Below are 26,144 nucleotides of genomic sequence, written 5' to 3'. Positions count from 1 at the left end.
TGGAAGAGTGGGCTTTACCTCTTATTAAGGTCTTTAAGAGTGGTTTGTAGGTCTTCAACCGATTTGGCGAGACCATCGCTTTTGCTTTTATGAAATAACCCCAATCCTACGACTCCGGAAGCGGCAACCCCTGTTATTCCTGCCTTTAAACCAACACCGCCTGCAACGGCTAGTAATAAGCTTGTGCCACCACTTGGAATGGCGGCTAAAACCCCAGCCACCACTAAAGCAACGCATGCGAAGATCGCAAGCGCTGCACCTAGCTTTCTCCATTTAGGCGAAGCATGACCAGACACTTCTTTTGAAAGTCCAGCTAATTTACGAATATTTGCTTCATCTTTAGGCTCGCTTATCGCTCTATTGCTACAAGACAATACCCATGTCAGATCGGACACTTCTTTGGCAGAAAGGCGAGAACTTTGATAAATGTCTCGAACTTGTTCTAGTATCATGCTTCCTTGGGTGAACAATTTTTGATTATTTTTATTTCCCTTGAGTTCTTTTCGCAAAGTATTTAACCGAGCTTCAAAAGCTGCTAATTGATCATGATAGGCTTTTTTTGCTTCTTCGCTAGGCTCTCTAAGCCAGGTTACAGAGCCGACGGGGTTACTTAAATTTAAATCAGCACTTTTACGATAAAATTGTGCGCTTGCTTCGTCGGTAAACGTATCTCCAGATTTTGAAACGGTTTTCATGCCAGGCGATCCGGAAATATGATGACTCGCAATTTCAGCAGCATTCCCACCTTCAGCTCGCATGCTTTGTATTGAGTTGGGATCAAGTGCTGGTTCCTGCTCTTGATACCGTTTTGCCATCCAAATTTGGGTCGTTTTTTCAACGACTGTTCCTGTGCGATCTTGCCCGCTCGCACAATGAACCACATTTAACGTATTTGGGCTATCGCATGCTTTTAGCATCACTTCGACGGCACTTTGTGCCCGAGTTGCTTTGGCTAAAGGAGCGATGCCTGTTGGACGATGCTCATCCGATTCGAACGCTAAACTAGGTGCTAAATCTAGCCAACTAAACGTGCCCAATAGATTAACAGGGATGTAAGATAGATCATCTTCGTTTTCAGGGTTGTCTCGCGTGGCCTGATATAGATGGGGTATCATAATATGCTGGTTTTCATGACGCATATTGGTGTTTAGGGTAGTGAGGTGAAGCTTTAAGGCCTCAGGAGTTTCAGGCATTCTTTTTAAGGCTGCCTGACGGATTTGCTTTAAGTTTTCACGAGTATGTTCTTGAATTCGCTCCGCTGTTTCACCTTTTCCAACATAGACGGGTACGCCGGTTCTAGCCATCCATAAGGTATCTTCTTTGAAAGCTTCTAATTGTTGCGCGTCTTCAAGGTGATCACGCTCTACGCCAAAAAATAATTCATTTTTAACAATAAAGGCATTTCTTGCCCCAACCAAATGGATTTTTCGACTTTGAGCGGGTAGTGCTCGATCGTCTTGAGTCATTAATTCTGCAAAAAAAGCATTGGCTTTTTGAGTCGCTAACGCCTGAACAGTTTGCGCAGTTTTATCAGTGTCTACAGGGTAGGGGTTTAAATCAAATGCAGTTTGCAACGCCTTTTTTTGTTTTTCTGTTTTTTCAGTAACTGGATATTGGGTTTCACGCTGAAATACTTTATTTTGAGCGTCATAGGTTAAGGTGATTAAGGGACGAGCAGGGATTAATAAGCTTGATAAAATGCGATAATGGCTGAGTAGTTTTTTACAGTCTTTTTCCGTTTCACAACCCTCCGTTAAGTTGGCCTCGTGCAATTTCCGAATTAAAAAGGTATCAAATTCTTTTTCGAGTTTTTTAAATTTGCGCTGTTTTGCATGCTCGCTTTTGTCCAGGTTTACTTCGGTGAGAATATCTTGTACTAACTGGGCAAATTGATTTTTTATATCCTTGCGAAGCCCAGGCTTATCGCCAGAGTATTTTTGAGAGAGCACATAATCAATAGGTCGTAAGCGAGACAAACATCTTAATAGGGTATTATTCGCTTCAATGACTGGGGCAGTGTGGGAAATTCGCTGAGAAAGAGGAATGGATTCAGTTGCATCACGAACCCATTCGCCACGTTCATTTAGTTTAGAGACTATCCCGAATTGCGCATCGCTATGCTCACGGAAGAGATCAACTAAGTGATCATATACGCCTTCTCCATCCGGAGCGCTCGGTAAAGCGGAGTCTTTAATTTCAGATACTAATGCATCCACGTTTAATCGAGACTTATCCGCAGTGACTAATTGTTGATAACGCTCGGAATGAGTCTGAGGCATGGTTTTATTCCTAAAAATTGTGCTTATGTTAAGTATATCGCTAAAATCTTAAGTCAACATGAACAGTCATTAAATTGGATTGGAGTAAACCTGTGCAAGCGTGTCTTCACGTTTTATTCTGTATAGAGAAATCAATGCGTCACTTTCAGAAATATAAGTGTTTATTCTTTTAGAAAAGGAATATATCCATATTTGCTTGCAAACAACAATGTGTCTACACTAACACCATTAAGAACAAATATAGCACGATTGATGAATGAGAACTTAAAATTAGAAATGATCAAGCAATTTGGGGAAGGGATTTCTACTGCGCTTTTGGCCCTGCTTGAGACGTTCGATTTTATCGATAAGATTGATTTGCAAGATTGCGACATAGTCATTCCTGAAGTGTCTGAGGAAAAATACAATCTATTCCTTGCTGCGTTCACACAAAGAAACGAGCTATTAGGAAATATGCTCCGCGATGTTCGTGTGCGTAAGGCTCGGGATGGGGTTCGGATTGATAAAGTAGCCCAACTGGTTGCTTCGTCATCCAGTTTTTTTAATTCTCAGCCGCAACAACTGACACATACTCATCTTATTTCTCATTTAGTCAAACTGGGTTACAGGTTTAATGAAGAAGGCGTTTGTTTTGGGCTTTCTTCCATGGCGATACAGGCGGCTCTTTTGGGAGAGGAGCAGGTGATTCGATTTAACCGGCGTCTTAATCTTCTTGCAAGCTTGACCCCTGATGCGCTTGTGGAGAACGTGACACAGGCACGAGAAGAAGTAAAAAAACTAGGCAAGGCTCCTCCTTCAGAAGAAACAAGACAGTGGCTTGAAATTCAAGCTTTTTTTGACGACCTTATGTTTTATCAGCAACCCTATCATTATCGTGACTGGTATGAAGAGAGAAAAGCCCCTGCTCAATCATTGAAACAAACAGCACCTCTTGTTTTATCCACAGCACTTGAGGGCCAAGGTGGTATACGGGAAATTGGCGATTTTATCGGCGCTTATTCAAAGCAGGAGCTAAAAGATTATTTCACAAGTTTTCAAACATCCATTGAAAACGACCAGGCTATAACAAACCCCGTCTCCATGCAATTAAAGTCTTCAACTCACGCCATTTCTATTACCTGGAGCCCCACAATAAAGCATTGGCTCTTTGCCGATGCGAATAAACTTCCAATACAAGCGCTCTTTAGCCCAGAGGATGTAGCATCTAAGGTTTATCTTGCATTGAAATCACAACGCGACTCAATAAATGATACTTTAATTTTTGAAACACTTATTTTTACCACCATAACCCAGGAGACAAACGTCAGCCAGGCTATCAGTGTTTGGAAAAAGCAGGACACATGGGCGCGTATGCATCAAATTTCTGCGGCAAAAGCACTGTTAACGGATGATAGCCATGCGACGCTTCTTTATTTCGCAGCTCAGAATGGGTATATCGAGGTCGTCAAAGAACTATTAAACCTTGGGGCGGATATAAACCTGGCAGCGAATGATGGTGCATCGCCTCTATTCATAGCTGCTCAGAATGGGCATGTCAAAGTGGTCAAAGAGTTATTAAACCGTGGGGCGAAGATAAATCAGGAAAAGAATACTGGTGAAACGCCTTTATCCATAGCAGTCTGGGCGGGACACCTTAAGGTGGTCAAAGAGCTGTTAAACCATGGGGCGAAGATAAATCAGGCAAAGAGTAATGGTGAAACGCCTCTATTCATAGCAGCCTGGGCGGGGCACCTTAAGGTGGTCAAAGAGCTATTAAAGCGTGGGGCGAAGATAAACCAGACAACGGATGATGGTGAAACGCCTCTATTCATGGCGTCTGAGGAAGGGCATATCGAAGTGGTCAAAGAACTGTTACTCTGGAAAGCGGATATAAATCAGGCAATGAAGAATGGTGGAGGGCCTCTATTCATAGCCGCTCAGAAAGGCCATATTGAAGTAGTCGAACTTTTACTTAACTCAGGCGCTCGAAGTGATCTTGTTTTTAAATCTTCAATTGGGAGCTTACAGCAGTTTGCTAGGAGGGAAAATGTGGAAACGTTTATGAATGAATTTATACATGCTCAAACACAATCGACCAACCCGGATACAGAAATTCAGATGACGCCTGAAGAGATTGCAATCATCATGGGGCATACAGAAATTGCAACATTATTGCATGGGGTGAACCAGCAGCCATCCTTTGGCGCTTAATGTTGTGTGTAAGCCTAATCTTTTAGTTCTTCTCCAAGTCTTTGGCTAATTAATGGCATTGCTGCAGAAAGCTGAGCTACAACTATTTTCGAAGTTTTTTCACCATGACTTCGTCAAAAAGACGTTTTTTCTCATCTGGTAAGGATTCCCGTCGCAATTTCATCATTTCCTCTACCGTTCCTTGAGTACAATCTGGCGTTAGACGGTCAGTTATTAATGTGCCTTCTAAGTGATCTATTTCATGCTGCAATACTCTAGCGTAAAACCCTGATGCGAGTTCTGAATGCTTGTGGCCATTTTCATCTTGATAAGTTAGTTGAATTTGCTGAAATCTTGGGACTTTTCCAGCTTTTGATGCTACTGAGTAACACGCTTCAAAATCAGAAACTTTTTCCCCTGAATAAGCTTGATAACTCGGATTGATCATCACATGCATGGGGTAGGTTTGTGCGAAATCTCTTAATAAAGACGCTTCTTCTGGGATGTATATAGCAATGATTTGTTTTGCGTAATTGACTTGTGGTGCTGCAAGGCCAACGCCGCCCAGCTCATAAAGTTTTTTTTCCATTGCGGCAATTAAAGCGCGATCTTCTTGGCTAAGAGGAAAGGTAACCGGTTTGGCAGGGGTTTTTAAAATTGGTTTAAATCCGGCTTGTCTGAAAAGTTCTTCAACCTTACTCCCTTCTCCTCGGGCACTGGGAGAGGGGAGGGAGCTTTCCACACCAGGGCTAATAGACTCAATAGTAACAATATCTAAGTGCATGATCATCATAAGCGATAACAAATAGGTCCCAATAGTAAACCTTGTTTTAAATATTGGCCAGAGCCTTTAAAATTTTAAAGCTTCAAAAGCAAGTTCAGGGTGTTCTGAGAAATCTTCAACGCTAGGGATGTTGCTGCGATAGAAAATACTATTTAGAGGAATAGTTTGTCTTGACTCTTGCGTCGAGGGGTTAGACGACTCATCCGTTGATTCACAATCAGATTCTTCTGTAAAAACGTCACTATCTTCAGATTCAGAGCTCAAGTCATCATCATGGTTTCTAGAGAGTTGATAGGGTAGAATTTGTACATCATTAGAAACATACACCCGCGCTTCATGCTGATGATAGTCTTCTCCTTTACCGAGCATATTATCGAGTGTAATCAGATGTTCATTGGACTCTTCGATAGGATCATGCCCATGAATAAATTTTAAACAATAGGAATAAGTTGGGTGGGAGGATGGTCTAGATAGAACTTGATGATCGCGGTTCCACAGGATAAATTCAACTGGATTAGAAGAAAGCTTAGAATAAACCCAAGGAAAGTCTCGTATAGAGGTAATAAAATGAACCTCTTCTTCTTGAACCGCTTCCGCAAAATTCAAGTTAATTTGTTGTATAGTAAGTGCTAATTCTTGGTGGGTATCATCACGGTAAACCACCTCAAATAAGTCTGCTAGGGCTGCAATTACTTTAAGGTCAATCTTGGCATGGGAATAAATGGTTATTTCTTTCCCGTCTTTATTTAAAGAATAAGCGAGTAATTTTAACTTGGGCTTATAATGCCGATTGATGATTCCATAAACCTCATCATAGGAAACGATTCCTTGTTGAATCAAGGAGTCCAAGTTTCGAAGCGAAGTGCGCTGATAATCTACAATTAAATTTGAATCCAAGCGCCCGCTGTGGGAGAAAGATTCATAAGCATCTATGAATGCCATTCCATGATTGGATAATAAAATTTCGAATTTAAGTCCGTTTTTATGAAGTATTTCTAAAATTTTTAAAACAAAATAATCGTTTTTTCCACGATCGCCTAACTCATCTCCAAGTAATCGCACAAGCGTTTGATGATCAAGAACCTTTAAGTCGGCAATCAGGTGATTAAATTCAGCGATTGGTTCCGAAGTTAATTCGGATTCTGGTAAGTTATAAAGAGCAACAATTCGTTCATAATTTTCTTTAGAGAGCTCACAAAGGCTATGGCTTAATAAATAATGAAGTAGATTAAGAGCGTTGCCGTGAAGATCTCCAACGGTGATCTCAGAAATTTCATCGTTTTTTTCTGGTTCTGGATAATGATGAATATCGACTGTTTTCGTGATGAGATGACCTGGCATTAGCATCCCTGCCTTATTAATTACATTATTCTCAATCATTCTTTGCATGCTAAAGAAAAATGTCAAGGTAACTTAGGATTAAATTTTACCTCGAATTATTGCACGTTAATTTTCATAAAATCACTGTACCTTCCTCGTTTTAACCAGTCTGCTTGTTTTAAAGGTTAGATTAATCTATTGTTTATACTAACTCTTTGTCTCGTTTTTTGAGTGCTGATGAATAAAACACATCATCCATCATCTGAAGATTTATTCCCACCCTATCTAAAAAATCATGAGGGGAATGAGCGCCTTGTCGGATTTGAAATTGAATATATTGGCATTTCCATTGAAGAATCAGCAAAACTTTTGAAAAATCTTTTTTCAGGCGATATTCAACGTATCAATCAAAATGAATATATCGTAAAAGATTCTTCTCTTGGGCAATTTAAAGTGGAGCTCGATGCTCATCTTTTAAAGCAACTGGCAGCTCAATCAGAAAAAAATCGCAAAGAAAATAAGATAGATATAAAAGGGTATATTGAACGATTTATCTCTTCGGCGCTTGATGACGTTATTCCTTTAGAAATTATAACCCCCCCCGTGACCATTCAGTCCATTCAGTTATTAGATCCCATCGTGGATGATTTACATGAGCATGGGGCTAAAGGAACTCACACCTCCAAAATTGCTGCATTTGGGGTACATATTAATCCCGATGTGCCTTCTTTATCAGTCGAATGCATTTTAAGTTATTTGCGATCGTATGTATTGCTCAGTGATTGGTTAAGAAATGAGATTGATGTGGATATCAGTCGAGCGGCACTGCCTTTCATCAACGAATATCCAACAGCGTATAAAAAGAAAATTTTGAATCCGAATTATAGTCCATCCATGCCCCGCTTAATGGATGATTATATGCTTTACAATCGAACGCGCAATCGTGCCTTGGATATGCTTCCTCTATTTAAGTACGTTGATGAGCAACGGGTAAAAGAAAAAATTGGCTCAAGGCTTATTCATGCTAGACCTACGTTTCATTATCGCCTAGCTAATTCGAATTTGAATGTTTCGGGCTGGAATTTTACTACGGAATGGATGCGTTGGTTGAATATTGAAAAGCTTGCGGCTAATCAGAATGTACAAGGGGAAATGGCTAAGGAATATTTAGAACTCGAGCAACAATCCATTTTTTTAAATAAAAATAAATGGATTAATACTACCTCAACTTATCTGAAACAGTTATGAAAAAGCGACCTATTATTGCCATGACTCATTCCGTTAAGCAATCGAGGGTAGCGATTTTTTTTGTGAAATTAGCCATATGGCTCGCAGGCGGCAAGCCTAAATGCATCACTCAGAAAAAAAACTCAACTTTTTTTGATTATGATGGACTGGTTTTATGTGGTGGGGTCGATTTAAATCCCGAGTTATACGGAGAAACAAAAAAGCCAGGCTATCTATATGAACCGAAACGAGATGAATTAGAACTCAGTCATTTAGCTTTAGCAGATAAAAAAAATATTCCTGTGTTTGGTCTATGCCGGGGGTGCCAGCTCATGAATGTATTTCGATCTGGTAAATTGCATTTAGATATCACTAAAGCATATGAAAAAGCTCAATACCCTTCAAATTTATTAGGCTATATTTTCTTTAGAAAAATGATTTATCTTGAACAAGAAAGTAAATTATTTTTACTTATTCAAAAACCTGAGATAAAAGTGAATAGTCTACATAAGCAATCCATAAGCCAACTTGGCTCTGATCTTGTGATTACCGCTTCGGAAAAAAATAAAATTGTGCAATGCATCGAAGATCCAAGAAAACAATTTTTTTTAGGCGTACAATTTCATCCTGAATTTTTAATTTACAGAAAATGCTTTCGCAATCTTTTTAAAGCACTCATAAAGGCCGTGTATTCTTGCTGAAATAAGATGCAATTAAGATTCTACGGACCTTTGGGTTTTTCTCCAGAAGAGTTTTCAGAATCTTTGGATTCAAATGATTTCAACGCCTCTCGTATATTATCTACTCTTTTAGCTGAGTCAGTTTTTGGAACAAAAAAACCGTGTTTAGCAGTAGAGTCTTGAGATCTCTCTTTAGAGGGGTCTTTAAAGAAGTTTACAATGGCTTGAATTTTCTCCAATAGTTTTCCAAAGCCACGATGTTGTTTTAAAATCGGTTCCGCGGATTGTATTAAACTATTGCATTTGGAGAGAAACTCATCTTGGGTTATGGTTTTGTCTTTAAAAAAAGCGTCACCCGCCGTTCTTAAATAATTAGATAATTGACCTGACGCATGGAAAGCAGCTCGATACTCATCAGGATTTTTCCTAAATTTTATCCGTATTTCATTAACTTTTTCTTCGAGCTCTCGCAAGGCATCATAAAATTTCTCTTGGGCATCACGCATTTTTTCACTATGGGTCTCTGTGGCCATGATGTTCTCTTTTTCAGGGAGTATATTCCTTAATATAGACCAAAATTGTGAATACATTGGATTCCTTTGATTTTTGTTATTGTTTTGCAATTACCTATGCTTTCAAAGTGAGTTCGATATCAGAAAAATCCGAATTTTGCTGATATTGAACAGGCTTATTTTGAAAGGCTCCCTTACAAAAAGCTTCGCTTTTTTATCGAATAACGTTAGTTAAGTCGTTTGGAATTTGCAGGTTCCAACTCCTTTTCTTTTTCTGCAATCATTTGTTCAAAGGCTTTGACCGAAGAGGTTTTAAGACCAAGTATTCTTGTTGTTCGGTCTTGGCCAGTTGCTAATGTTTTGTATTCGTCTGTTTCTTTCAAGCGGGTAACGGTCTCTTTTAAATCATCTGTTGAATCACAATTATCGAGTTCTTTTTTAAACGATTTGAGGATAGATGTTTTTAACGCATCGCCTTTAAATTCTTGTAATTCCTTTTTTAAATGGTCGCCATTGGCCTCAAAGCTATGGGTACGATTGCTAGGATTTAACCAATCAGCTGCGTGGGTGTAAAATCTTTTCATATTTTGAAGGGAAAAATACTCCACATTGGGAGAAATCAGTGTTTCTTGAAATCCAATTTTTTCTCTGTCAGTAAACAACGTAGATAATCGTTTATTGTTACGATAATGATCTTCTGCTGAGTCAGGAAAATGAAACGTTTCATAAGCAAGCATCACTTTAGCTAGACTATTATTTCGTAAGTAAGTCTTTGGTAGTTTATCTTGATCGGCCAAATTTAACATCCGATCATTTAATTCATGAAGTATCTCAGGAGCAATTGAAGGGGCAATCACTCCTACAAAATTTCTCATGGCATCAAGCGTGCGATGATTATTGTCCGAAATCGGTTTTTTGTTATCAAATTGGGATGATTTTTTAAATGTATCCTCAGTGAGCAGTGTTCTTAATTCATCATCCGAAATGCTGCCGTCTCGTAATTTTTTGCCATAAACTCGAATAAGGCTGGTGGTTTGACTTAAAGGTTTGGGTGCATGGGTAACCGGTTTGGGTTCGCTACGCCTTTGAGAAGAGGATAAAAGAGGGGCTGTTTCAGACTCATCTATAGAACTAGATGAACGTCTAAACATGCTTTGAGATTCAGCGAGCCTTGAGCTTGCAGCTTGATTGGAAGTCGAGCGTTTTGATTGGGGGGCTTTTGTTGCTCGGGGTTCAAGCTTATCGGGTAAGCGTGAAGCACCCAGTTCTGTTTCAAGATGCTTCATATTAATTGCATTCTGATAAACATCATCCTGTCTATCTTTTATCGATTGTATCCATTCCTCAGGGTTAAAATCACTATCGCTTCTACGCTGTAAACGTTCAATATCCCATTGAACTCTTGCAATGTATTCTTGTTTGGATAGTTTAGATTTGGGTTGAAACTGGTCGGATTGTGCATATTGTTTTTGTATCATTAAATGTTTTATGACCAGCTCGCGTTTAGTTCTGGGTTCAAAGTTATCATTATTGCTTCTTGTAGCTGCTTTTTTAGTCAAATCCTCTATAATAGGGTTTAACACATACTCTTTGAAGGCAGATGTTCCAGTATGCTTTTTTCCTTTTTCATTTTCTCCTTCCTTCATCCTCCTGAGTAAATCAATAATTTCTCCGCCATCAAGTCTAGGATTTTCTTTGAGTTTATGAATGGTTTCATCAATATATCCAATCGCTTTGAGACTTCTTCCCGGATTTTTTACTTTTTCTCCTTCTTGCGGTATAAGACTTTTTCTTTGCTTTTGTAAGAGACCAATTGCAGAAACTAAATCTTGATGAACAACGCCTTTAGGCCCTGTAGGCAAAAAGGTGTTTTGATCTTCTCGCATAACGGATTTGTAATTGGTTGTTGAGACTAAATCAATACGTTGAGCAATGCTTTGGGCGCGTTGTTGTTCAAGAGTTCGTTGTTCTTGTTCTAACGCAGCGATACGGCTTTGTCTTTGATTTACTGCATCAGGGTTATCCGTACCTTTTCGACGCATCTCTTGGCCTTCTTTATAGATGCCCAAAATCTCTGCATCAATAGCCGCAATTCTTTCATCTATTTCTTCAAGTTCTTTCGATTCATAATAAAAAACACTCACTTGGCCACGAGCGGAAACGCCTCCTGTTCCTAGACCTTCTTTACTTACCACTTCCACACGCATGCCTGTTGCACCTTCAATGGGCGCTGCCATGGCGTGAACTTCTAAATTCGTGAATCCTTGTTGATTCATTTCAAGGGCAATCTGTTGTGCTAATGTTTGACCATCGACCATTAGCCCTGCTTCACAGGATATTAAGTACAAATGCTTTAGTTGTGGTTTTTGTGAGCCATATTTTTTGGAAAATTGTTGTGCAAATTCTCGTGGAGTCATGTCACCAATTTTTCCTCGGGTTTCGTCTGTATGGGCAGCTATAGTAATTTCTGAAGGAGTACCTGAAAGCTTCTCGCCAAATTCTCTAAACGATTCACCATCAACACCTGCTAGTGCTTCTGCGGACGGTTTGTCCGCTTGGTCAATATACATAACCGTCATACTTATCTCCGAAAACTCATGGATACTATTATATTATATCAAAACAAACGTGATAGTTAAAATACAAATAGTTTATAAATAATTCAGAAAAGGATCGGTTTTTAAGAAAGTGCTTTGATAATAGTTTAAGCGATAATGGCAAGTACCTTGGTAAATTTGAACGCATCTTCTCAATCTGTTTTCTTTTCAGCATTTTAAAGGCTAACCCACAGAGTTATCCACAGATTTTGTGGATAACCAGTAACAAAGGGCAAGTTTGAAAAGAGGTTGTATTTATTGGGCTATCGTCACTGTAAGCCAATAAGGATTATAAATTGAAAGGGTATGAATAAAAAACTATCCACAGGTTTGTAGAAACAAGATTTATAGAATTGGACATCCAGAATAGCAAAGTATTTTCTAAAAAAATAGACTTGTATTTTAAAAAGATTTTCTTCGTGATGAAATGGGTAGATCCTGGCTAACGGACTAAGGTCATTATCCGAATCATCTATTTTTAATAGAAAAGGTTTACCCTGCGCATAAGGCCATGATATTACTGTCTAAAATAATGAATCAAGGAGTGGGGTTATGATTAAGCACATCGTTTTGCTAGAGTTTAAACCGTCTGCAACTTCTGAAGAAATAACTCATCTCTTTTTTAAGCTTAGTATATTACAAGGCCATATCTCCTCAGTGCGTTCATTTTCTTATGGACAAAACACAAGTCCCGAGCAACTTAATAAAGGCTTTAACCATGCATTTATCATGGAGTTTGAAAACACTGCAAGTCGGGATGCCTATCTTGCTCATCCTGAACATAAGAACGTGGCGCAGCAGGTTATTTTTCCTTTGTTGAGAAGGGGAAAAGATTCTATAATTGTCCTCGATTATGAGTTTTAATTGACCGCGATGCTTAGGTGCATACCTTGTACTGATTCTTGAAAGAATGAGTATGGGTTTTTCTTACATCGATTTAAAAGTAAGCATTATTTCTTTTGATAATTGGTTTATATTATCATTCATGCTATTCACCACCGTTAATGGTGTAACTACAGGCAATTTTTTCTTGTAGCAAATTTGTCCATTTTTAACGACTCGATTGTCATGATAAATTAAATATTCTGCGCGAAAAATATGATTGCCATATATGTCCGTTTCGAACTGAGAAATCATAACATCAAGTGTGTAAGTTGGAAAAAATTGGCTATACCAAGGCGATTTTTGCACAACAGCGCCAGGAAGCAAGGTCGTTAGATTGGTTTGAAGAATCCGGGTGATATTATCTTTTAAGGATTCAGCCCAATGATGATTTTCCGCTAACTTCACCTGATGCTTACTACAGTGAAGGGTAATTTCTGGCTTTTGTATATATTCAGGTATTTTTACAGGATTAATTCCGATTCTTAAGTGAGCGTATTTTTCAGAAATCTGCATTTTATGACATGGAATAGGGCTAAGCACATACAACTCAGGCGGCTTACTGCGGCCACAACCAAACAAAATAGCTGTAGAGGCTAGGATTAATCCGACATTCGTAAGTCTCACGCTCGCCCCCTTAGTAATGACTCAGGATACCTCAACAAATAATCCATAAAATTTTCAGTGGATTCTGCTGCTTTGGATACTTGCTGCATACTTAGCGTAAACTGCGTCATAAAAGGTGCTACGTTTAAATTAAGCTGGTGCGCTAATTTTTCAACGCTATTACTCATGTCATTAATGGAACGAACCATTTCCTGCATTTCACCAGATTTAATGAACTCTCTAATATCTTCCATTGCCTTTTTAGCTACTTTTAAAGTTTCATCTACGGAAGTATGCTTTTCAACAATTGTGGCGGTCGGAAAAATTGGATAATCATTATAATAATAGCGATAATGAGTTGGGTGTTTCTCGGATTTTATGAGCTCAATGCTTGCAACGCCTGTGATAAGATTGGGTGTAGAGACATCGGCAATGTATCCCTGATTGATTAGTAAACGAATTGGGTTTTGTCTAAACCCTGTCGTTCTTTCTACAAAAAATTGTACATATACTGGAACTTCTACCGTATTTTTTTTCCTACTTTCTGTTAATTCAATACGAGATACTTCTCCAATTTTAACACCACGATAGGTCACTGAAGAACGAGAATCAATGCCTTCAAGAGAGCCATTAAAGAACATGACGTATGTTTCCATCTCTTGTTTGAGATACGTTTCATAGAAAAAGAATGAGGAGAAAATAAATAAAATGAATGCGCCGGTAATAAAAATGCCGACTAAAGTATATTTTCGATCTTGGCGCATCGTTGTCCTTAACTTAGCTCAAGTATGATTACCGTTAATCGTGAAAAATATTTAAATAAGCCCCAAACAATATGATAAAAAATAAACAGCGCGTCATAACTCGTGAGACTGCAGTCCGTAAGGAAATCTTACGTATTGAAATCTCATAATAATAGTATCCAAGTACTAACGTTATAATACAACAAAAAATAAAAAGCTTAAAAATGGAATAAATAATATCATAAATTGAAACGATGCTAGCTAAATGCAACAACGTGTCGCGAGTATCCATATTGATGATGTACTGAAAGGTAGAATAAATCGTTACTAGAAATGTAAGTAACGAATAAATATAAAGTGACAACCCGTTTACAAAGAGGCTGATGCTTATGGGAATGATGAATTCACACATTACTTCATCAGGTGTATGGTGTAATTTATGAATATTTGCATTAATTAAATTTAATGATGACTGGATAGATAACATAATACCAATTAATAAGGGAGCCAGATTATTAATGGCAATATTTTGCGAAATGGGAAGTGCGTTACTACCACGGCCTATCTCGTTTAAGATACTAAATAAGCTTAGCGATATAGAAACACCTAATAGGCCACTGATAATCACGATGGGGAGCAACAAATGAGCTCCAGATTGGTATAATGTGCTTATAAAATTTGACCAACCAATAGACTGAGGCCCAGTCAAGCAATGAAAAAAACTTGAAAAAAAATGTCCTAGAAATCGAAAAAATATGCGAATGCTACCAACAAACCATATGGTTGAGTGGCCAATTTCCTTGAAACGATACATTTCAAATTTCCTAGGGTTATCTTTCTCTAGACTTCAAAAGCTATGTCAGTCTCTAATAGCATCTATTTGTATCTTAAGCAGTTTTTAAAGTGTTTGCCAAGTCAAAAAAGAATAATTTCTTTACAATCTTATTTATACGCCATACTATTATTGGCCCGCTGTTACAAACTCCTCCTTTATTTGCTTATGTGAAAATGATTTTAATAATAATCTTGGCTAATTAGATTCTTTCGAGGATAAGGGGACAGGGTGATGCGAAATTTGAGAATCACTCGGTTTATCAGTCAGAGCTCTTGGTTTAAAGAATGTACAATAGAAAGGGCTAAGAGAAAGGATTGCTGTTGAGTCTGATGAGCGTGAATCTGCGCCAGATGAGAGATCAGGGGTTTCTGAAGTTGAAAATGATAGAGCTTTTTCTTGAGCACTTTCCTTTAACGAGCTGATAAACTCCTTCCATTGCGCTTTATCGTGTTCACTTATGGCGGGGAGTGGGGAGATCGTTAATACACCAAGGTGATGCCAATGAGCTGGTTCACGCAGGCAATGCTCATAGATACCGGCTGGAAAAGTGGTTTTTGCATCTAGAGGTAATGGACTGTCTAGAGAGTCAATAAACGCTTCAATATCTCCTTCGATGTTCCATACCTTTTTACCAAAGATTTCTTTAGAAGAGGCATATGTTTGCACTAATACGACATTAAAAGCAGCAATAACTGCTTCGGAGCAAAGTAACCCTTGTATTTTTCCATTTTCTTCTGGGATGTATGGAAGATGATTTGCAAAAAGTAGATACTGATTGAAATTAGACCGGTACGTTCTCCTTCCATACTCATATTGAATAATGCCTGAATCGGCACGTTCAAACCCAGCTAACTCATCAATAGGATTAACCAAGCGATCGTATTTTTCATCCGAGGCAAATGGCACTAAATGTTTTACCCAATTCAATAAGATTTGTTTGGCTTCAAGAGCCAAAATTTGATTGACGGGTCGCATCACATGATATGAACAGAAAGGATCAGGTTCTTTCAAGTAAGTTAACATTACAGCTCTATGAGGCTCAGTGGTCGCATGAAGGACATAAGGGATCCCGTCTTTTTCGCCAGCATATAATGCAATATGTTCTGCGATGCCTAGTGTATTAAAATAGAAAATAAGATCGCCAGCTAAAAGTTCATCTTGATTCATATTAAAATAATGTTCTATGGAAGATTGGTTTCGAGCATTATTTTATCATATTGTAGAAACTTAAACAAGTTGCGCTTAAATTGGCTTGGAATGCGGCGTTAGATAACGATGAAGAAGCTCTTGAAGAAACTGAAGAAAAAAAGGATGCTCAGCCCCGAAATTTTGTTCGAAAGTATATTCTTGGATTTCCTGGTTTAGTAATCGGTGCAGCCTTTGGTGTGGTTGGATTTATTGTGGCAGGGGCAGCACGTATGATTGGTCATACGGCATTGACTGGCTGGCATATATTTGCAGAGATAACGAATCTTAGCCTTAAAAATAGCAAAGACGAAAACTTTGGAAAAGACGAGCGTAAGAGTTTTGTTCAAAAATATATTTTAGGCGGCTTAGGCTTGCCGATTGGTGCGGCTATGGGATTGGTTGGCATGGTGGTTGTTGGGGTCTCTAAGATGCTCGCTCATTCAGCACAAACAGCTGTGCAGATTGTAGCCTATTTTACGAACCTAGCTTTAGGAAAACCAAATAATAAATGGCTTGGGTACGATGAGCGTTCAAGCCGTATTCAAAAATATGCATTAGGCGCTTTGGGACTTGTCATGGTTGTGACCATTGGTATTCTAAGTTTAATTACAATTGAGATAAGTCTCAAAATTAAGCTCAAAAACTGCGTCAATTGTTCTTTTAACTGTTTAGAACGTAATTGTGGTATTAAGTCTGCGGCTGCAATATATAAAAAATTACCGGCAGCAAATGGCAATAACAGCGACACATTGATTTGAGAGGAAATAAGATACGCCATTATCGCACCTATTGGAAAAGTTAGCGCAGAGATCATATTAAATAACAGCGCTTTTTTGCGACTCCAGCCGCTATTGATTAAAATTCCAAAGTCACCCAGTTCTTGCGGAATTTCATGGATGGCCGCTACTGTCCAAATGACAATTCCAAACTTGATATCTACAAGAAAGGCAGAGCCGACTGCGAGTCCTCCAATAAAATTATGAAGGCTATCTGCTATCAAAATCATATAACTTACCGGATGATGATTTAACCTACCTAAGTGACAATGATGCCAGTGTAAAAACTGCTCAAATATAAAAAACAAAATAAAACCTAGTGTTAAAGAAATATAAACGGATTGAACATTGCCAATAATGGTAATGGCTTCGGGAAGTGAATGGAAAAATGCGCCTCCAATTAATGTTCCCGTGACAAGACCTACTAAGGGTAAGATTATTTTCTGAAAAAATTGTTCACTCAGTAAAAGAGTGATGCTGCCAATGAGTGCAATCAAGCTCATTGCTAGACCAAACAGTAAAATATAAATAAGCGTTATTCTCACCTTCTTAGCTTGCGATGGAGCGAAAATAGCAGGGAATTTAAAAAAACTTACAAAATTGAGTCGTATCCGTGAGCGAGCGGTTGGTTGAGGGATTTCGCCTCATTAACTACGATAAGTTAGTGCTGCGGTTATCCCTTGCAGAACCAAATCATTGGTATGCGTCCCAGTACCATCATCAAAAAGCTGGTATTGATTAAACCAATCAGAAACTTCATAACCTATTTTAAGCCCAGCGTTTTTATAACGAAGCTCAATGCCAAAGAATCCTTGCAGCTCGAAAGCGCCAACATTTCTTTTTCCGACTTGAACAGAGCTTATTAAAGTAGAGTTGCTTTGGGCCATATTATCGTCAATAGACCATTTTCCCCACATAAAAGCAGATTGAATTTCAGCAGCGAAGCTATATTGTAAAAAATCTGCTGAATAAAAATTCCATCGGCTATCGATGCCGACTTTGGGTCCTAGTCCTGTAAAATCATTATGTACACGTTCATTTACAGTAATATCCCCTTGAAAGTGAGTATTCACTTCTTGGTTAATCGTACCACCTTTAAGCCCAAAGAGAGGGCGTATGCTAAAAGCTCGGCCAATCACTATCTCTTTGGAAAAATCGAGATCCACCATGTTCATATCAATGGTGAAATTTACCTGGCCAGTATTGTAAAACGCCTCAGCAAATTTTCCGGGAATGAAGATTGAGATGACATTTCCTTGTGTTGAGGCTTTCTCAACAACGGAATAGTGCATGTAAAGTGACCGATAAGACCAATCCTTGACTTGCATGCCGGCGCCAACTCGAAAGCCTGGAGCAAAATCAAAGTCGATGGTGTTATAGGAAATGACTTGATTAGGAAGACTTAAGTTATTCGTTAACGACCAATCCACCGTCTCAGTAGCTTGCCAGTATAGCGCATCAGCATAAAGCTCTATGGCATGAGCTGTAGGCGAACTTAAAAAACCTAGGGTCATTATAATTTGATTAAAATACCGCATGTACCACCTTGTAATGTCAAATCACCATGAACAGGAAGCGCTTGAAACATGGGTAATCTCAGTTGATTACTCCAGAATTGCATCTCATACCCGGCTTTGAGGGTTACTGTTGCCCTCGCTTGAAAGGTCCAATCCAAGCCAAGAAAATATCGTGCCATGAACGTACCAAGCATTAAATTTTTTCGATTCGTTGTGATCGTGGTTTGCGGAATGAGGCCTAACAAAGCGGTCGGCCTGAAGTAGGTATCTTGAATATTCCAGCGCCCCCATAATAAGGCTGTAGACAAATCACTTTTTATATTCACGTGATCAAAAAGCGCATAGGTACCATCGATGCCAAAACTTGGACCCAAGCCAAGAAAATTGTTTTTTAGTTTTTCTCGGGCTGAGTATGCTGTGGTAGTGCCAATATCGGCCTCCCAAAATGAATTAATGGATTGATTAATTGTTCCTCCTTTCACACCAACAAAAGGACGTAGTATAAGCGAATCAATGGGTTTAAAAGCATGGCCAACCTCAAGGTCAACCATGTTCATAATGAGTCGCCAATCCAGTTGAGCTGCGTTGAACAAGTTTAGCGATGTAAAGCCATTAAAAAACTCTGGGAGGAAAAACTGACCACTGGGGGCTGTAATTTCCTCTTTGGCTTTGGTTGAAAAATAAGTCCAATAGAGTTTGGTATCAAAATAATTTTCTGGTTCATAGAGCACGCCTGCTCGTACACCAGGACTCCACTCAAAGTAAGCATTTGGTTCTGTATACAAAGCCCCAGGTGGTGAGTTGGTTGTTTGTTGAAAAGCCCATGGCGATGTAGTCTCTTGTGATGCTCGCCAATAGATAAGATCTTCATAAACGGACACTTGGTTAGATGCCCAACTCATCGAACTCAATAAACTTAAAAAAAGTAGAACAATATTATGTCGAAATTTCATTATTTTTCTTATTTAAAAACGCAAATAACCACCTAAAACACCACCATGAAGAAATAAGGCATTTTCTGTGCGACCCATATCAAAAGAATAATAACGAAGCTGATTAAACCAAGCTTGCGTCTCATATCCAATACGTAGAGACATGTCGATCTGACCGACTCCATGAGCCCACTCCAGCCCTAGATAGCCTCGCGCCATGAAAGCGACTGACGACATCTTGTCATTCTGTATAGTGATGGATACAGGGGTATTGTTTTGATAAACATCTGTGATATCCCAATGCCCCCATAAAAATGCACCAGAGAATTGTCCGATAAGGTTTAATCTATTTTCATGGGAGGTATAAAGATGCCAGTATGAATCCAAGCCAAAAGACGGTCCAAACCCTTTAAAATCATTCGTGACTTTTTCCGTAGCGGATGAAAACGTGGTAATGGGCTGCTTTGTTGTATCATCAAACGGCTGTTGCCAAGAGGTATTGATAGACTGGTCAATGACGCTGGTTTTTAGCCCCACAAAGGGGCGTAAATTCATAAGAGGGTTAATTATGAGCTCACGACCTAATTCCAAATCAAGGGTGTGAAATAAAACGTTCCAGCGCATTCCGGCTTCTTTGTAATAAGGCCCAGAAACACCGGCTCCAGTTAGGTTATTTGCAAAGAAGTTACCGAGAAAAGCCGAATGCACTTCACTGGAATTGGTACTGACTACGCGTTTACCTTCAGTTTGATACCCAGTGTAATAAAGAAGCACATGCCATCGGCTCTCTTTGAGGTTAAAATCTACACCAGCGCGCAGACCTGGGCTCCATTTGAAAGGAACATCAAGAAATTGGTTTTGTTGATAAGTACCAGTTGGGCCAATCACTTGCCCCCAATTATCATCACTGATTTCATGGATCTGCCATAGGAGTAATTCTGCGAAAACAGAAGCACTTTGATTTGATTGCTGAACACTAAAAGCCTGACTCACAAATAGGAGTAATAATAAGAAAAAACCCTTTTTCAAGAAACTGCTCCATCATCGGTAATATTTATAACCGTTTTCTCAAACAAAAAAACAGAATTCTTTTTAATTAAAAAAAGAAATCTACGCCAATCAATTTGCTTTGTCTAGAAGTTAAATGAACTTCAAACCTGGATACCTCGTTCGAGTCGAGGTACGTAGGAATAGAAAAATATTCCTTAACCCAACGTGCTTTGGCTTGATCAAAGCATCCATCGGTTTGGAGGTGTCTATCAATTTTGTAGTCAAGTCACACAACGTCGAAGATTAGAGCTGGATTGGGTTTTCAAAGAGGTGTAGAAGATTCAGGTAAATGAAAAAGATCCAATTTTTGGATTTTAAATAACTCATTGATTTCATGGTGGCCAGAGGCAGAATCGAACTGCCGACACGAGGATTTTCAGTCCTCTGCTCTACCGACTGAGCTATCTGGCCCCAAGAGGCTGCTATTAAACTCCGATAATGATTATGAGTCAATAGGAGGTATTAAATTTTTTTAAATTATTCTTTTGGATTGAAGCCTGATGGTTTTTCCGATCCTTCGCCAAAGAAGAATTTTTCCATTTCTTCACGTAAAAATGCCCTGGCTTGTGGGTCAACCATGCTCAAACGGTATTCGTTGATCAACATGGTTTGATGATCAAGCCACATACTCCAGGCTTGTTGTGAAATATGGTTATATATTCTCTCCCCTAGAGGGCCAGGAAAAGGTTGAGTGTCCATTTGTTCTGCTTCACGGTTTAATTTCATGCAAAAAATTAAATTAGCCATTTAAAAGTGCCTTAAATTTATTCAATAGGACATATTATGAGGGAATGAAAAGGTAAGGGCAACTGGGGGAGACTTTAAATTCAAGTGCTCCTCTATATTATTTATTACTTGGTTTCTGCGTCGATAGGAACGGGCAGGTGTTCGATAAATAATCTGTTACAAAACACCCGAGTCTTCTTCGCGCACTTCAGCAGCAACTGGAGTGGTTATCACCTCTGGTTCCGCATTATCCGTATTACTTAATGCTTCCGTTAACGTTATAAATTTATAACCATGATCTTTATACATTTGAATAATATCGCCCATCACATGACTATTTAATAAATTGGCGTGAATCAATAAGATTTGTTTGACGGGTTTACCGTTTGCTTTTTTTTCAGCACGTAAGGTTTGCCGCCAGATGTAATCAAGATACTGATTTTTAATTCGGTTGATGTGGTTATCTCGATTGCGCCAATGAATGGCTAATAAGGCTGCATTAAATTTAAAGTCTTTACTGTCAACCGTGACAGGGGCAACGATATATTGATTTTCAGTTAAAAAGTTCAAAACAGCTTCTTTTGTCTCACCTTTTCCTTCGGCAAGGTAGGGGTAGCGGAAATACTTTGGCCCAGTCATTAAAGGGGCTAATACCTTATCTGCTTGGGCAATATCGGTAATGTATTTATCAGCGCTTGAACGATTTAAATTAATGTGTGAGTAGGTGTGATTACCTATAGTAAGGCCAGCATTTTTGAACTCTTCAAGCAGATCCCACTGATCTTTTTCAATGGTTCCCGCCACCACAAAGCCAGTAGCAGGGACATTATGTTCTTTCAAGCTCGCTAATATTCTTAAAAAGCGTTCACGTTCGCGTTGCAAATTACCGGGCTTATTATGAGTAGTGCCAACAAATGGAAGATCATCAATGGTAATGGCAATTTCTCGCACTTGTGCAAAAGTAAAGGTAGAAAATATAGAAAGCATCAATAGAATAAATCCATATCTTCTCAGCATGAGTAATCCCTCTCTCTAAATTATTATGCTATTTAATTAAAGATTAGACATTAATACACAAAATGCATAATTTTCATTAAATTAATTATACTTGGGATGTTTATTAGGATAGGTGAAGATTGAATATATTCCTGTTCGAGTTTACTATCTTGGTCTAAACTAAACAGTGCGATAAAGAATTATAATCAAGGAGGATTCTATGAAAGACCCAAAGAATGTTCATTCTTGTTTATGGGCATACAAGTATGAATTACTAGGGCTGGTTTTACTGGTGATTGCCACCTTACTTACTATATTTACTTTAAATAGCGTGGGAATAGCTGCAATGTTTTTAGTTGCTTTAGTGCTTTGTGGCCATCGCTGCCTATGCAATAAGTGTTGTAAGGCATGTCATCCTGATGTCTGTGAGGATGAGTCGGATAAAGAAACTATAAAGTCATCAGTAAGCAAAGCTAAAAAGATCTAAGTTTTGACAACGACGAGGCCTTGTGTATAAATTTCTCACAAGGCCTCTAAATCTTAGTTATAAATTCAGAAAATTACTAAATTAAATACCAGCAGGATTGTCATACATCCGCCGCATTTAAATGACTTTTAGGGGGCTTTACATTGGGAAAAAAACTGATGCAATAGAAAAATGCTCGTATAAATAATCTTTTTTATGGTATTGATAAACACTATGTACTTATTGGAATCGATTTAAACGGAGTTAACAGGATGCCAGTGTTTATTGTTTTTTTGTTATTCTTAGCAAATCTTGCTTTAGCCCAATCAGTCCCTCAAAGCCCATCGGCAAAACGATTTCCAAATGAATCATTTCAAGACGCGCTTAAGCGGATTGATAAATCAACTCAAAACTACTCTTTATTCTCTTGGCATGAGTCTCCCAAAGATTTACGGGTTCCTCTTGAAGAAATTGATTATTCTTCGGTTCCAAGTGTCGCTTCTCACCAGGAATTAATGGATTTATTTTACCTAATTCGTGATAGTCGTTTTTTATATAGTGATTATGGTCCTAATTTCGCACGTCGAATCAGCTGGCTATATCCTGATGATGGGTGTTTTTTAAGAGCGGCACTGGGTGGCTATAAAGTAGAAAAAGAACATTTTACTCGTCCTGGAAAATTGTTTGTATTCGGTAAACTTCAGGCAGAAACGCCATATTCACCAAAAGGGTATGTCCGCTGGTGGTTTCATGTAGCGTTAATTGTTGAACTATGGGGAAATTATTATGTATTGGATCCGGCACTAGATCCGTATAATCCAATGCAACTAAGCAATTGGTTTACAGTAATAAATGGGCTGGGTTCTGAACTGACTGGGGTTGTATGTAATCCTTATGCCTACAGCGTGCATGATAATTGTTATGAACGCACGATGTTTTATGAAGAGATATTAGAAGATCGCGCAAACGAATATCTTAATGAAGAATATGATCGTGTTATTGCACTTGGGATGGCTCCTGAGGCTGTGTTAGGAGATTTGCCACCTTGGAAACAATGATTTAAACTTTTTGTCCAGCTGTTAAGGAGATGAATACAATGAAAACTTTAATAAGTTGTTTATTATTTTTTATTATGGCTCCAGTTGAGGCGGCCAATACCATGACTATATCTGCTGATCCAACTCAGCCAACGTTCCAAGTTACCTTACCAGCTAATCCAACCACAGGATTTCAATGGTCTATCAAAGATTACGATAAAAAACGATTTGAAATAACCAATAGTCAATTTGTCGCTCCTCAAAAAAAGTTGATTGGAGCAGGCGGAAGCATGGTTTATACATTTAAATTACAACCTGGGAAAACCTATCCCGAAAAAACAAACATGCTCTTTAAGTATGCCCGTTCCTGGGAGCCTAAGAGTGCGACATATACTCGGGTGATTGTCCATTTCAAAACGGCCACTAATTCAAAAAACTAAGGTTTGCTGGCCATTTAGAATGGCCAGCTTATTTTGTCACTAAGTTTTCATAGAGGGAATGATCTAACCTTATCTTCAATCTTTGATTCTTTTAAAGGGTAAATAACGTGGTTCCCAGAACATCTCATGGATTAGAGCTTCAATATCCTTATCTTGATTAATTTGCGCTAATCCTGATTCAATTGCTGTACGTGCCACTGCTACAGCGATATGTTTAGCAACCACCTGAGCTTTATCCAGTGAAGGTAATAGGGGAAGAAAGCTATCTTTTTTGCTAGGAGAAAGTTCGTTCAATGCTTGAGCTGCGGCCCAGATCATCCCTTTAGAAAGCCTGGAGGCACGGACAGCTAATATTCCAAGGCCTATTCCTGGAAAGACCAATGCATTATTGCATTGTGCAATTTGAACTAAGCGATTTTCATATTCAATAGCAGGAAAAGCTGTACCCGTTGCTATTAATGCTTTTCCGTTGCTCCAGGCTAAAATATCATCTGGTTGAGCTTCGCATCGATCGTCCGGATTGGACAAAGGAAAGATAATCGGGCGTTCAATATGTTCACACATAATTTCAATGATGCTTTGAGAAAAGGCACCAGGCTGAGCAGAACAGCCAATTAAGACCGTTGGTTTTACATGCCTCACGGTATCGGTTAAAGAGACCTGTTTTTTATCTCGTATATCCCAGTTGCTTATCTCTTCCATAGTGCGAGCAAACGGAGTTTGGGATGATGTTAAATCTGGATCATCTTTAAGAAGCAACCCCTGTCTATCGATAAGCCAAAACCGCCGATGCGCTTCTTCACGACTTAAACCGCAACGCATCATCGCATCAACCATTTGTTCACTGATTCCTGTTCCTGCTGACCCCGCGCCATATACCACGATTCTTTGATTTTCTAATTGAACGCCGGTGATGTCACACCCCGCTAATAACGCTGAAAGGGTTACTGCTCCTGTGCCTTGAATATCATCATTAAAAGTACAGAGCTCATCTTGGAATTGATCAAGAATTCTACGTGCGTTTCCTCGACCTAAATCTTCCCAGTGTAAAAAAGCATTGGGAAAATGTTTAATCACGCTATGAACAAATTTTTTAACAAAGGTATCATACTGACTTCCGCTAATGCGGGGGTGTCGGCTTCCAAGGTACATAGGATCATTGAGAAGTTCCTGATTATTGGTTCCTACGTCAAGAAAAATAGGTAAGGTTCTGGTAGGATCAACGCCACCGCATAAACTGTATACCATCAATTTAGCAACAGGAATATCCATACCGCCAACGCCTTGATCGCCAATACCGAGAACGCCCTCGCCATCGGTTACGACGATTAAGTCTATGTCAGGATTTGAGCGGTTTTCAAGAATTTCATCGATGAGATTTTCGTCCGAATGGGCAATATATAAACCTCTGGGTTGACGATATTCTCGGCTAAAGGATTTAACGGCGGTTCCTACAATTGGCGTGTAAATAACGGGTAACATTTCACCTAAATGTTGGCTAAGTAACTTATAAAATAAAATCTGATTTTTATCATGAAGGTTGTTTAAATAAATATGCTGCTGCATCCTTGAGCTATAACCCGAAAATTGCAAATAAGCCCGTTTAATCTGCTCATCTAATGTTTCTACACGGTTCGGAAGTTTTCCAAGTAACCCGAATTCGCGACGTTCTTCGCGTGTAAATGCCGTTCCTTTATTAAGTTGTGGAGTTGTTAGTAATTGTTTTCCACAAATGGAAGTTTCAATATACCATTCACCGGTTTGTTTATCATGGCAGGTTTTAAAATCTAGCATAGCGGTTGGGGATATCGTTGAGAGCTTAAGAACATAGTATAAACCAAAGTGGTAAATGATGTCTGCTTTATCTAAAAATCTTGCGGCGGTACATGCATTGAGTGTTCATAAGAAATTACACGTTTGGAATTTACTCAGATAACATAGCCACGGGCATCGAGTGGTGGTAATATCGTTCATTTCAAAGCCATAAGAACCATGTCACCTATGTTACGCAATGTTTTTCTTATTTTATTGAGTTTTTGGGTTGTCGCGTGTTCAGCTCATGACAAGCATTATTTTGCAACGCATCCTCATGCACTACAACAAGCATTAAACAAATGCCCAGAGGATTCGCCTAACTTAGTCAGTTGTCGGGAGTTAGAGACGATGGCTAATCGCATTAATGAATATGCGTTAGATTTGCGTTCAAATCCACAGGGATTTGGAAAAGAAATACTCGCATTACAAGAAGAAATTGCCCAACAAGAAAGTATACTTCGTCAAAGTCAAAATCACTCGGATCTAAAACAAGCCTTACAAATGAATAAAAGCGATTTAGAACAACGCTTAGCGGTGGTTCGATGGCTGGAATCGCCTGAGGGTTGA

Annotated in this window: 24 protein-coding genes and 1 tRNA gene; 8 read left to right on the top strand and 17 right to left on the bottom strand. The window is 38.9% G+C overall.

Translation table 11 applies throughout. The features are described 5' to 3' along the window. Positions 1-14: 14 nt before the first annotated feature. Entirely contained in the window at positions 15-2,279 is a 2,265-nt protein-coding gene (locus tag E1O41_RS03190) for a hypothetical protein (RefSeq protein ID WP_131775870.1), read from the bottom strand. A gap of 252 nt (positions 2,280-2,531) precedes the next feature. Between E1O41_RS03190 and E1O41_RS03185 the strand changes: the two genes are divergently transcribed. Beyond that, on the top strand, positions 2,532-4,469 hold the full coding sequence (locus tag E1O41_RS03185) for an ankyrin repeat domain-containing protein (protein ID WP_131775869.1): 1,938 nt from the start codon (positions 2,532-2,534) through the stop codon (positions 4,467-4,469). Between the two features lie 82 nt (positions 4,470-4,551). Here the strand turns inward: E1O41_RS03185 and def are convergent, their stop codons facing one another. Together def and wip are read right to left on the bottom strand one after the other, a co-directional pair. Then, positions 4,552-5,232: a peptide deformylase gene (def, locus tag E1O41_RS03180; protein ID WP_131775868.1), complete on the bottom strand. Its 681-nt coding sequence runs from the start codon at positions 5,230-5,232 to the stop codon at positions 4,552-4,554. A gap of 66 nt (positions 5,233-5,298) precedes the next feature. Then, positions 5,299-6,612: a Dot/Icm T4SS effector Wip gene (wip, locus tag E1O41_RS03175; RefSeq protein ID WP_165481088.1), complete on the bottom strand. Its 1,314-nt coding sequence runs from the start codon at positions 6,610-6,612 to the stop codon at positions 5,299-5,301. 177 nt (positions 6,613-6,789) lie between these two features. On the opposite strand from wip, the gene E1O41_RS03170 reads away from it, so the two are divergent. Beyond that, positions 6,790-7,800: an amidoligase family protein gene (locus tag E1O41_RS03170; protein ID WP_131775866.1), complete on the top strand. Its 1,011-nt coding sequence runs from the start codon at positions 6,790-6,792 to the stop codon at positions 7,798-7,800. Further along, positions 7,797-8,480, top strand: a complete 684-nt coding sequence (locus E1O41_RS03165) for a gamma-glutamyl-gamma-aminobutyrate hydrolase family protein (protein ID WP_131775865.1) — start codon at positions 7,797-7,799, stop codon at positions 8,478-8,480. Before E1O41_RS03170 ends, E1O41_RS03165 begins: the two co-directional genes overlap by 4 nt. A gap of 20 nt (positions 8,481-8,500) precedes the next feature. On the opposite strand, the gene E1O41_RS03160 is transcribed toward E1O41_RS03165, so the two are convergent. Next, positions 8,501-9,049, bottom strand: coding sequence for a hypothetical protein (locus E1O41_RS03160; protein ID WP_131775864.1), 549 nt, complete (start codon positions 9,047-9,049; stop codon positions 8,501-8,503). A 149-nt stretch (positions 9,050-9,198) separates the two neighbouring features. Next, positions 9,199-11,550 (bottom strand): hypothetical protein, encoded by a 2,352-nt coding sequence (locus E1O41_RS03155; RefSeq protein ID WP_131775863.1) that lies wholly within the window; start codon positions 11,548-11,550, stop codon positions 9,199-9,201. 570 nt (positions 11,551-12,120) lie between these two features. Here E1O41_RS03155 and E1O41_RS03150 point away from each other — a divergent pair. Then, positions 12,121-12,432, top strand: a complete 312-nt coding sequence (locus tag E1O41_RS03150; RefSeq protein ID WP_131775862.1) for a Dabb family protein — start codon at positions 12,121-12,123, stop codon at positions 12,430-12,432. Between the two features lie 63 nt (positions 12,433-12,495). On the opposite strand, the gene E1O41_RS03145 is transcribed toward E1O41_RS03150, so the two are convergent. The 11 genes from E1O41_RS03145 to E1O41_RS03095 form a co-directional block, all read right to left on the bottom strand. After that, a complete protein-coding gene (locus E1O41_RS03145; protein WP_131775861.1) occupies positions 12,496-13,077 on the bottom strand; it encodes a PqiC family protein in 582 nt (193 codons plus the stop codon). Continuing rightward, positions 13,074-13,820, bottom strand: a complete 747-nt coding sequence (locus E1O41_RS03140) for an MlaD family protein (protein ID WP_131775860.1) — start codon at positions 13,818-13,820, stop codon at positions 13,074-13,076. The genes E1O41_RS03145 and E1O41_RS03140 overlap by 4 nt, the downstream gene beginning before the upstream one ends. Positions 13,821-13,854: 34 nt before the next feature. Beyond that, positions 13,855-14,613: an ABC transporter permease gene (locus E1O41_RS03135; RefSeq protein ID WP_131775859.1), complete on the bottom strand. Its 759-nt coding sequence runs from the start codon at positions 14,611-14,613 to the stop codon at positions 13,855-13,857. Between the two features lie 216 nt (positions 14,614-14,829). Then, positions 14,830-15,801: an NlpC/P60 family protein gene (locus E1O41_RS03130; RefSeq protein ID WP_131775858.1), complete on the bottom strand. Its 972-nt coding sequence runs from the start codon at positions 15,799-15,801 to the stop codon at positions 14,830-14,832. Positions 15,802-16,363: 562 nt separating this feature from the next. Next, positions 16,364-16,828, bottom strand: a complete 465-nt coding sequence (locus tag E1O41_RS12005) for a ZIP family metal transporter (RefSeq protein WP_423202459.1) — start codon at positions 16,826-16,828, stop codon at positions 16,364-16,366. 417 nt (positions 16,829-17,245) lie between these two features. Continuing rightward, positions 17,246-18,136, bottom strand: coding sequence for an Lpg1974 family pore-forming outer membrane protein (locus E1O41_RS03120; protein ID WP_131775857.1), 891 nt, complete (start codon positions 18,134-18,136; stop codon positions 17,246-17,248). Beyond that, positions 18,112-19,068 carry an Lpg1974 family pore-forming outer membrane protein gene (locus E1O41_RS03115; protein ID WP_131775856.1) on the bottom strand — a complete coding sequence of 319 codons (957 nt, stop codon included), beginning with the start codon at positions 19,066-19,068 and terminating at the stop codon, positions 18,112-18,114. Before E1O41_RS03115 ends, E1O41_RS03120 begins: the two co-directional genes overlap by 25 nt. 12 nt (positions 19,069-19,080) lie before the next feature. Beyond that, a complete protein-coding gene (locus E1O41_RS03110; RefSeq protein ID WP_131775855.1) occupies positions 19,081-20,076 on the bottom strand; it encodes an Lpg1974 family pore-forming outer membrane protein in 996 nt (331 codons plus the stop codon). Between the two features lie 356 nt (positions 20,077-20,432). After that, positions 20,433-20,508: transfer RNA gene (locus E1O41_RS03105), tRNA-Phe, on the bottom strand. Positions 20,509-20,574: 66 nt separating this feature from the next. Continuing rightward, complete coding sequence (locus E1O41_RS03100; protein WP_131775854.1) at positions 20,575-20,844, bottom strand: oxidative damage protection protein; 270 nt, start codon at positions 20,842-20,844, stop codon at positions 20,575-20,577. A gap of 156 nt (positions 20,845-21,000) precedes the next feature. Further along, on the bottom strand, positions 21,001-21,840 hold the full coding sequence (locus E1O41_RS03095; RefSeq protein WP_229669314.1) for a polysaccharide deacetylase family protein: 840 nt from the start codon (positions 21,838-21,840) through the stop codon (positions 21,001-21,003). Between the two features lie 199 nt (positions 21,841-22,039). On the opposite strand from E1O41_RS03095, the gene E1O41_RS03090 reads away from it, so the two are divergent. The 3 genes from E1O41_RS03090 to E1O41_RS03080 all read left to right on the top strand — a co-directional run bounded on the left by E1O41_RS03090 (position 22,040) and on the right by E1O41_RS03080 (position 23,762). Then, positions 22,040-22,306 carry a hypothetical protein gene (locus E1O41_RS03090; protein ID WP_131775853.1) on the top strand — a complete coding sequence of 89 codons (267 nt, stop codon included), beginning with the start codon at positions 22,040-22,042 and terminating at the stop codon, positions 22,304-22,306. A gap of 251 nt (positions 22,307-22,557) precedes the next feature. Beyond that, on the top strand, positions 22,558-23,343 hold the full coding sequence (locus E1O41_RS03085) for a protein-glutamine glutaminase family protein (protein WP_131775852.1): 786 nt from the start codon (positions 22,558-22,560) through the stop codon (positions 23,341-23,343). Positions 23,344-23,381: 38 nt separating this feature from the next. After that, entirely contained in the window at positions 23,382-23,762 is a 381-nt protein-coding gene (locus E1O41_RS03080) for a protease inhibitor I42 family protein (RefSeq protein ID WP_131775851.1), read from the top strand. A 75-nt stretch (positions 23,763-23,837) separates the two neighbouring features. On the opposite strand, the gene E1O41_RS03075 is transcribed toward E1O41_RS03080, so the two are convergent. Further along, positions 23,838-25,556, bottom strand: a complete 1,719-nt coding sequence (locus E1O41_RS03075; RefSeq protein ID WP_131775850.1) for an NAD-dependent malic enzyme — start codon at positions 25,554-25,556, stop codon at positions 23,838-23,840. Positions 25,557-25,763: 207 nt separating this feature from the next. Here E1O41_RS03075 and E1O41_RS03070 point away from each other — a divergent pair, with 207 nt between their 5' ends. Next, positions 25,764-26,144 carry a hypothetical protein gene (locus tag E1O41_RS03070; RefSeq protein ID WP_165481087.1) on the top strand — a complete coding sequence of 127 codons (381 nt, stop codon included), beginning with the start codon at positions 25,764-25,766 and terminating at the stop codon, positions 26,142-26,144.

Source organism: Legionella impletisoli, assembly GCF_900639875.1.
GTDB lineage: Bacteria > Pseudomonadota > Gammaproteobacteria > Legionellales > Legionellaceae > Legionella_A > Legionella_A impletisoli.
Note: the sequence above shows the minus strand (reverse complement) of the source record. Positions and strands in the feature narration are given on the sequence as shown.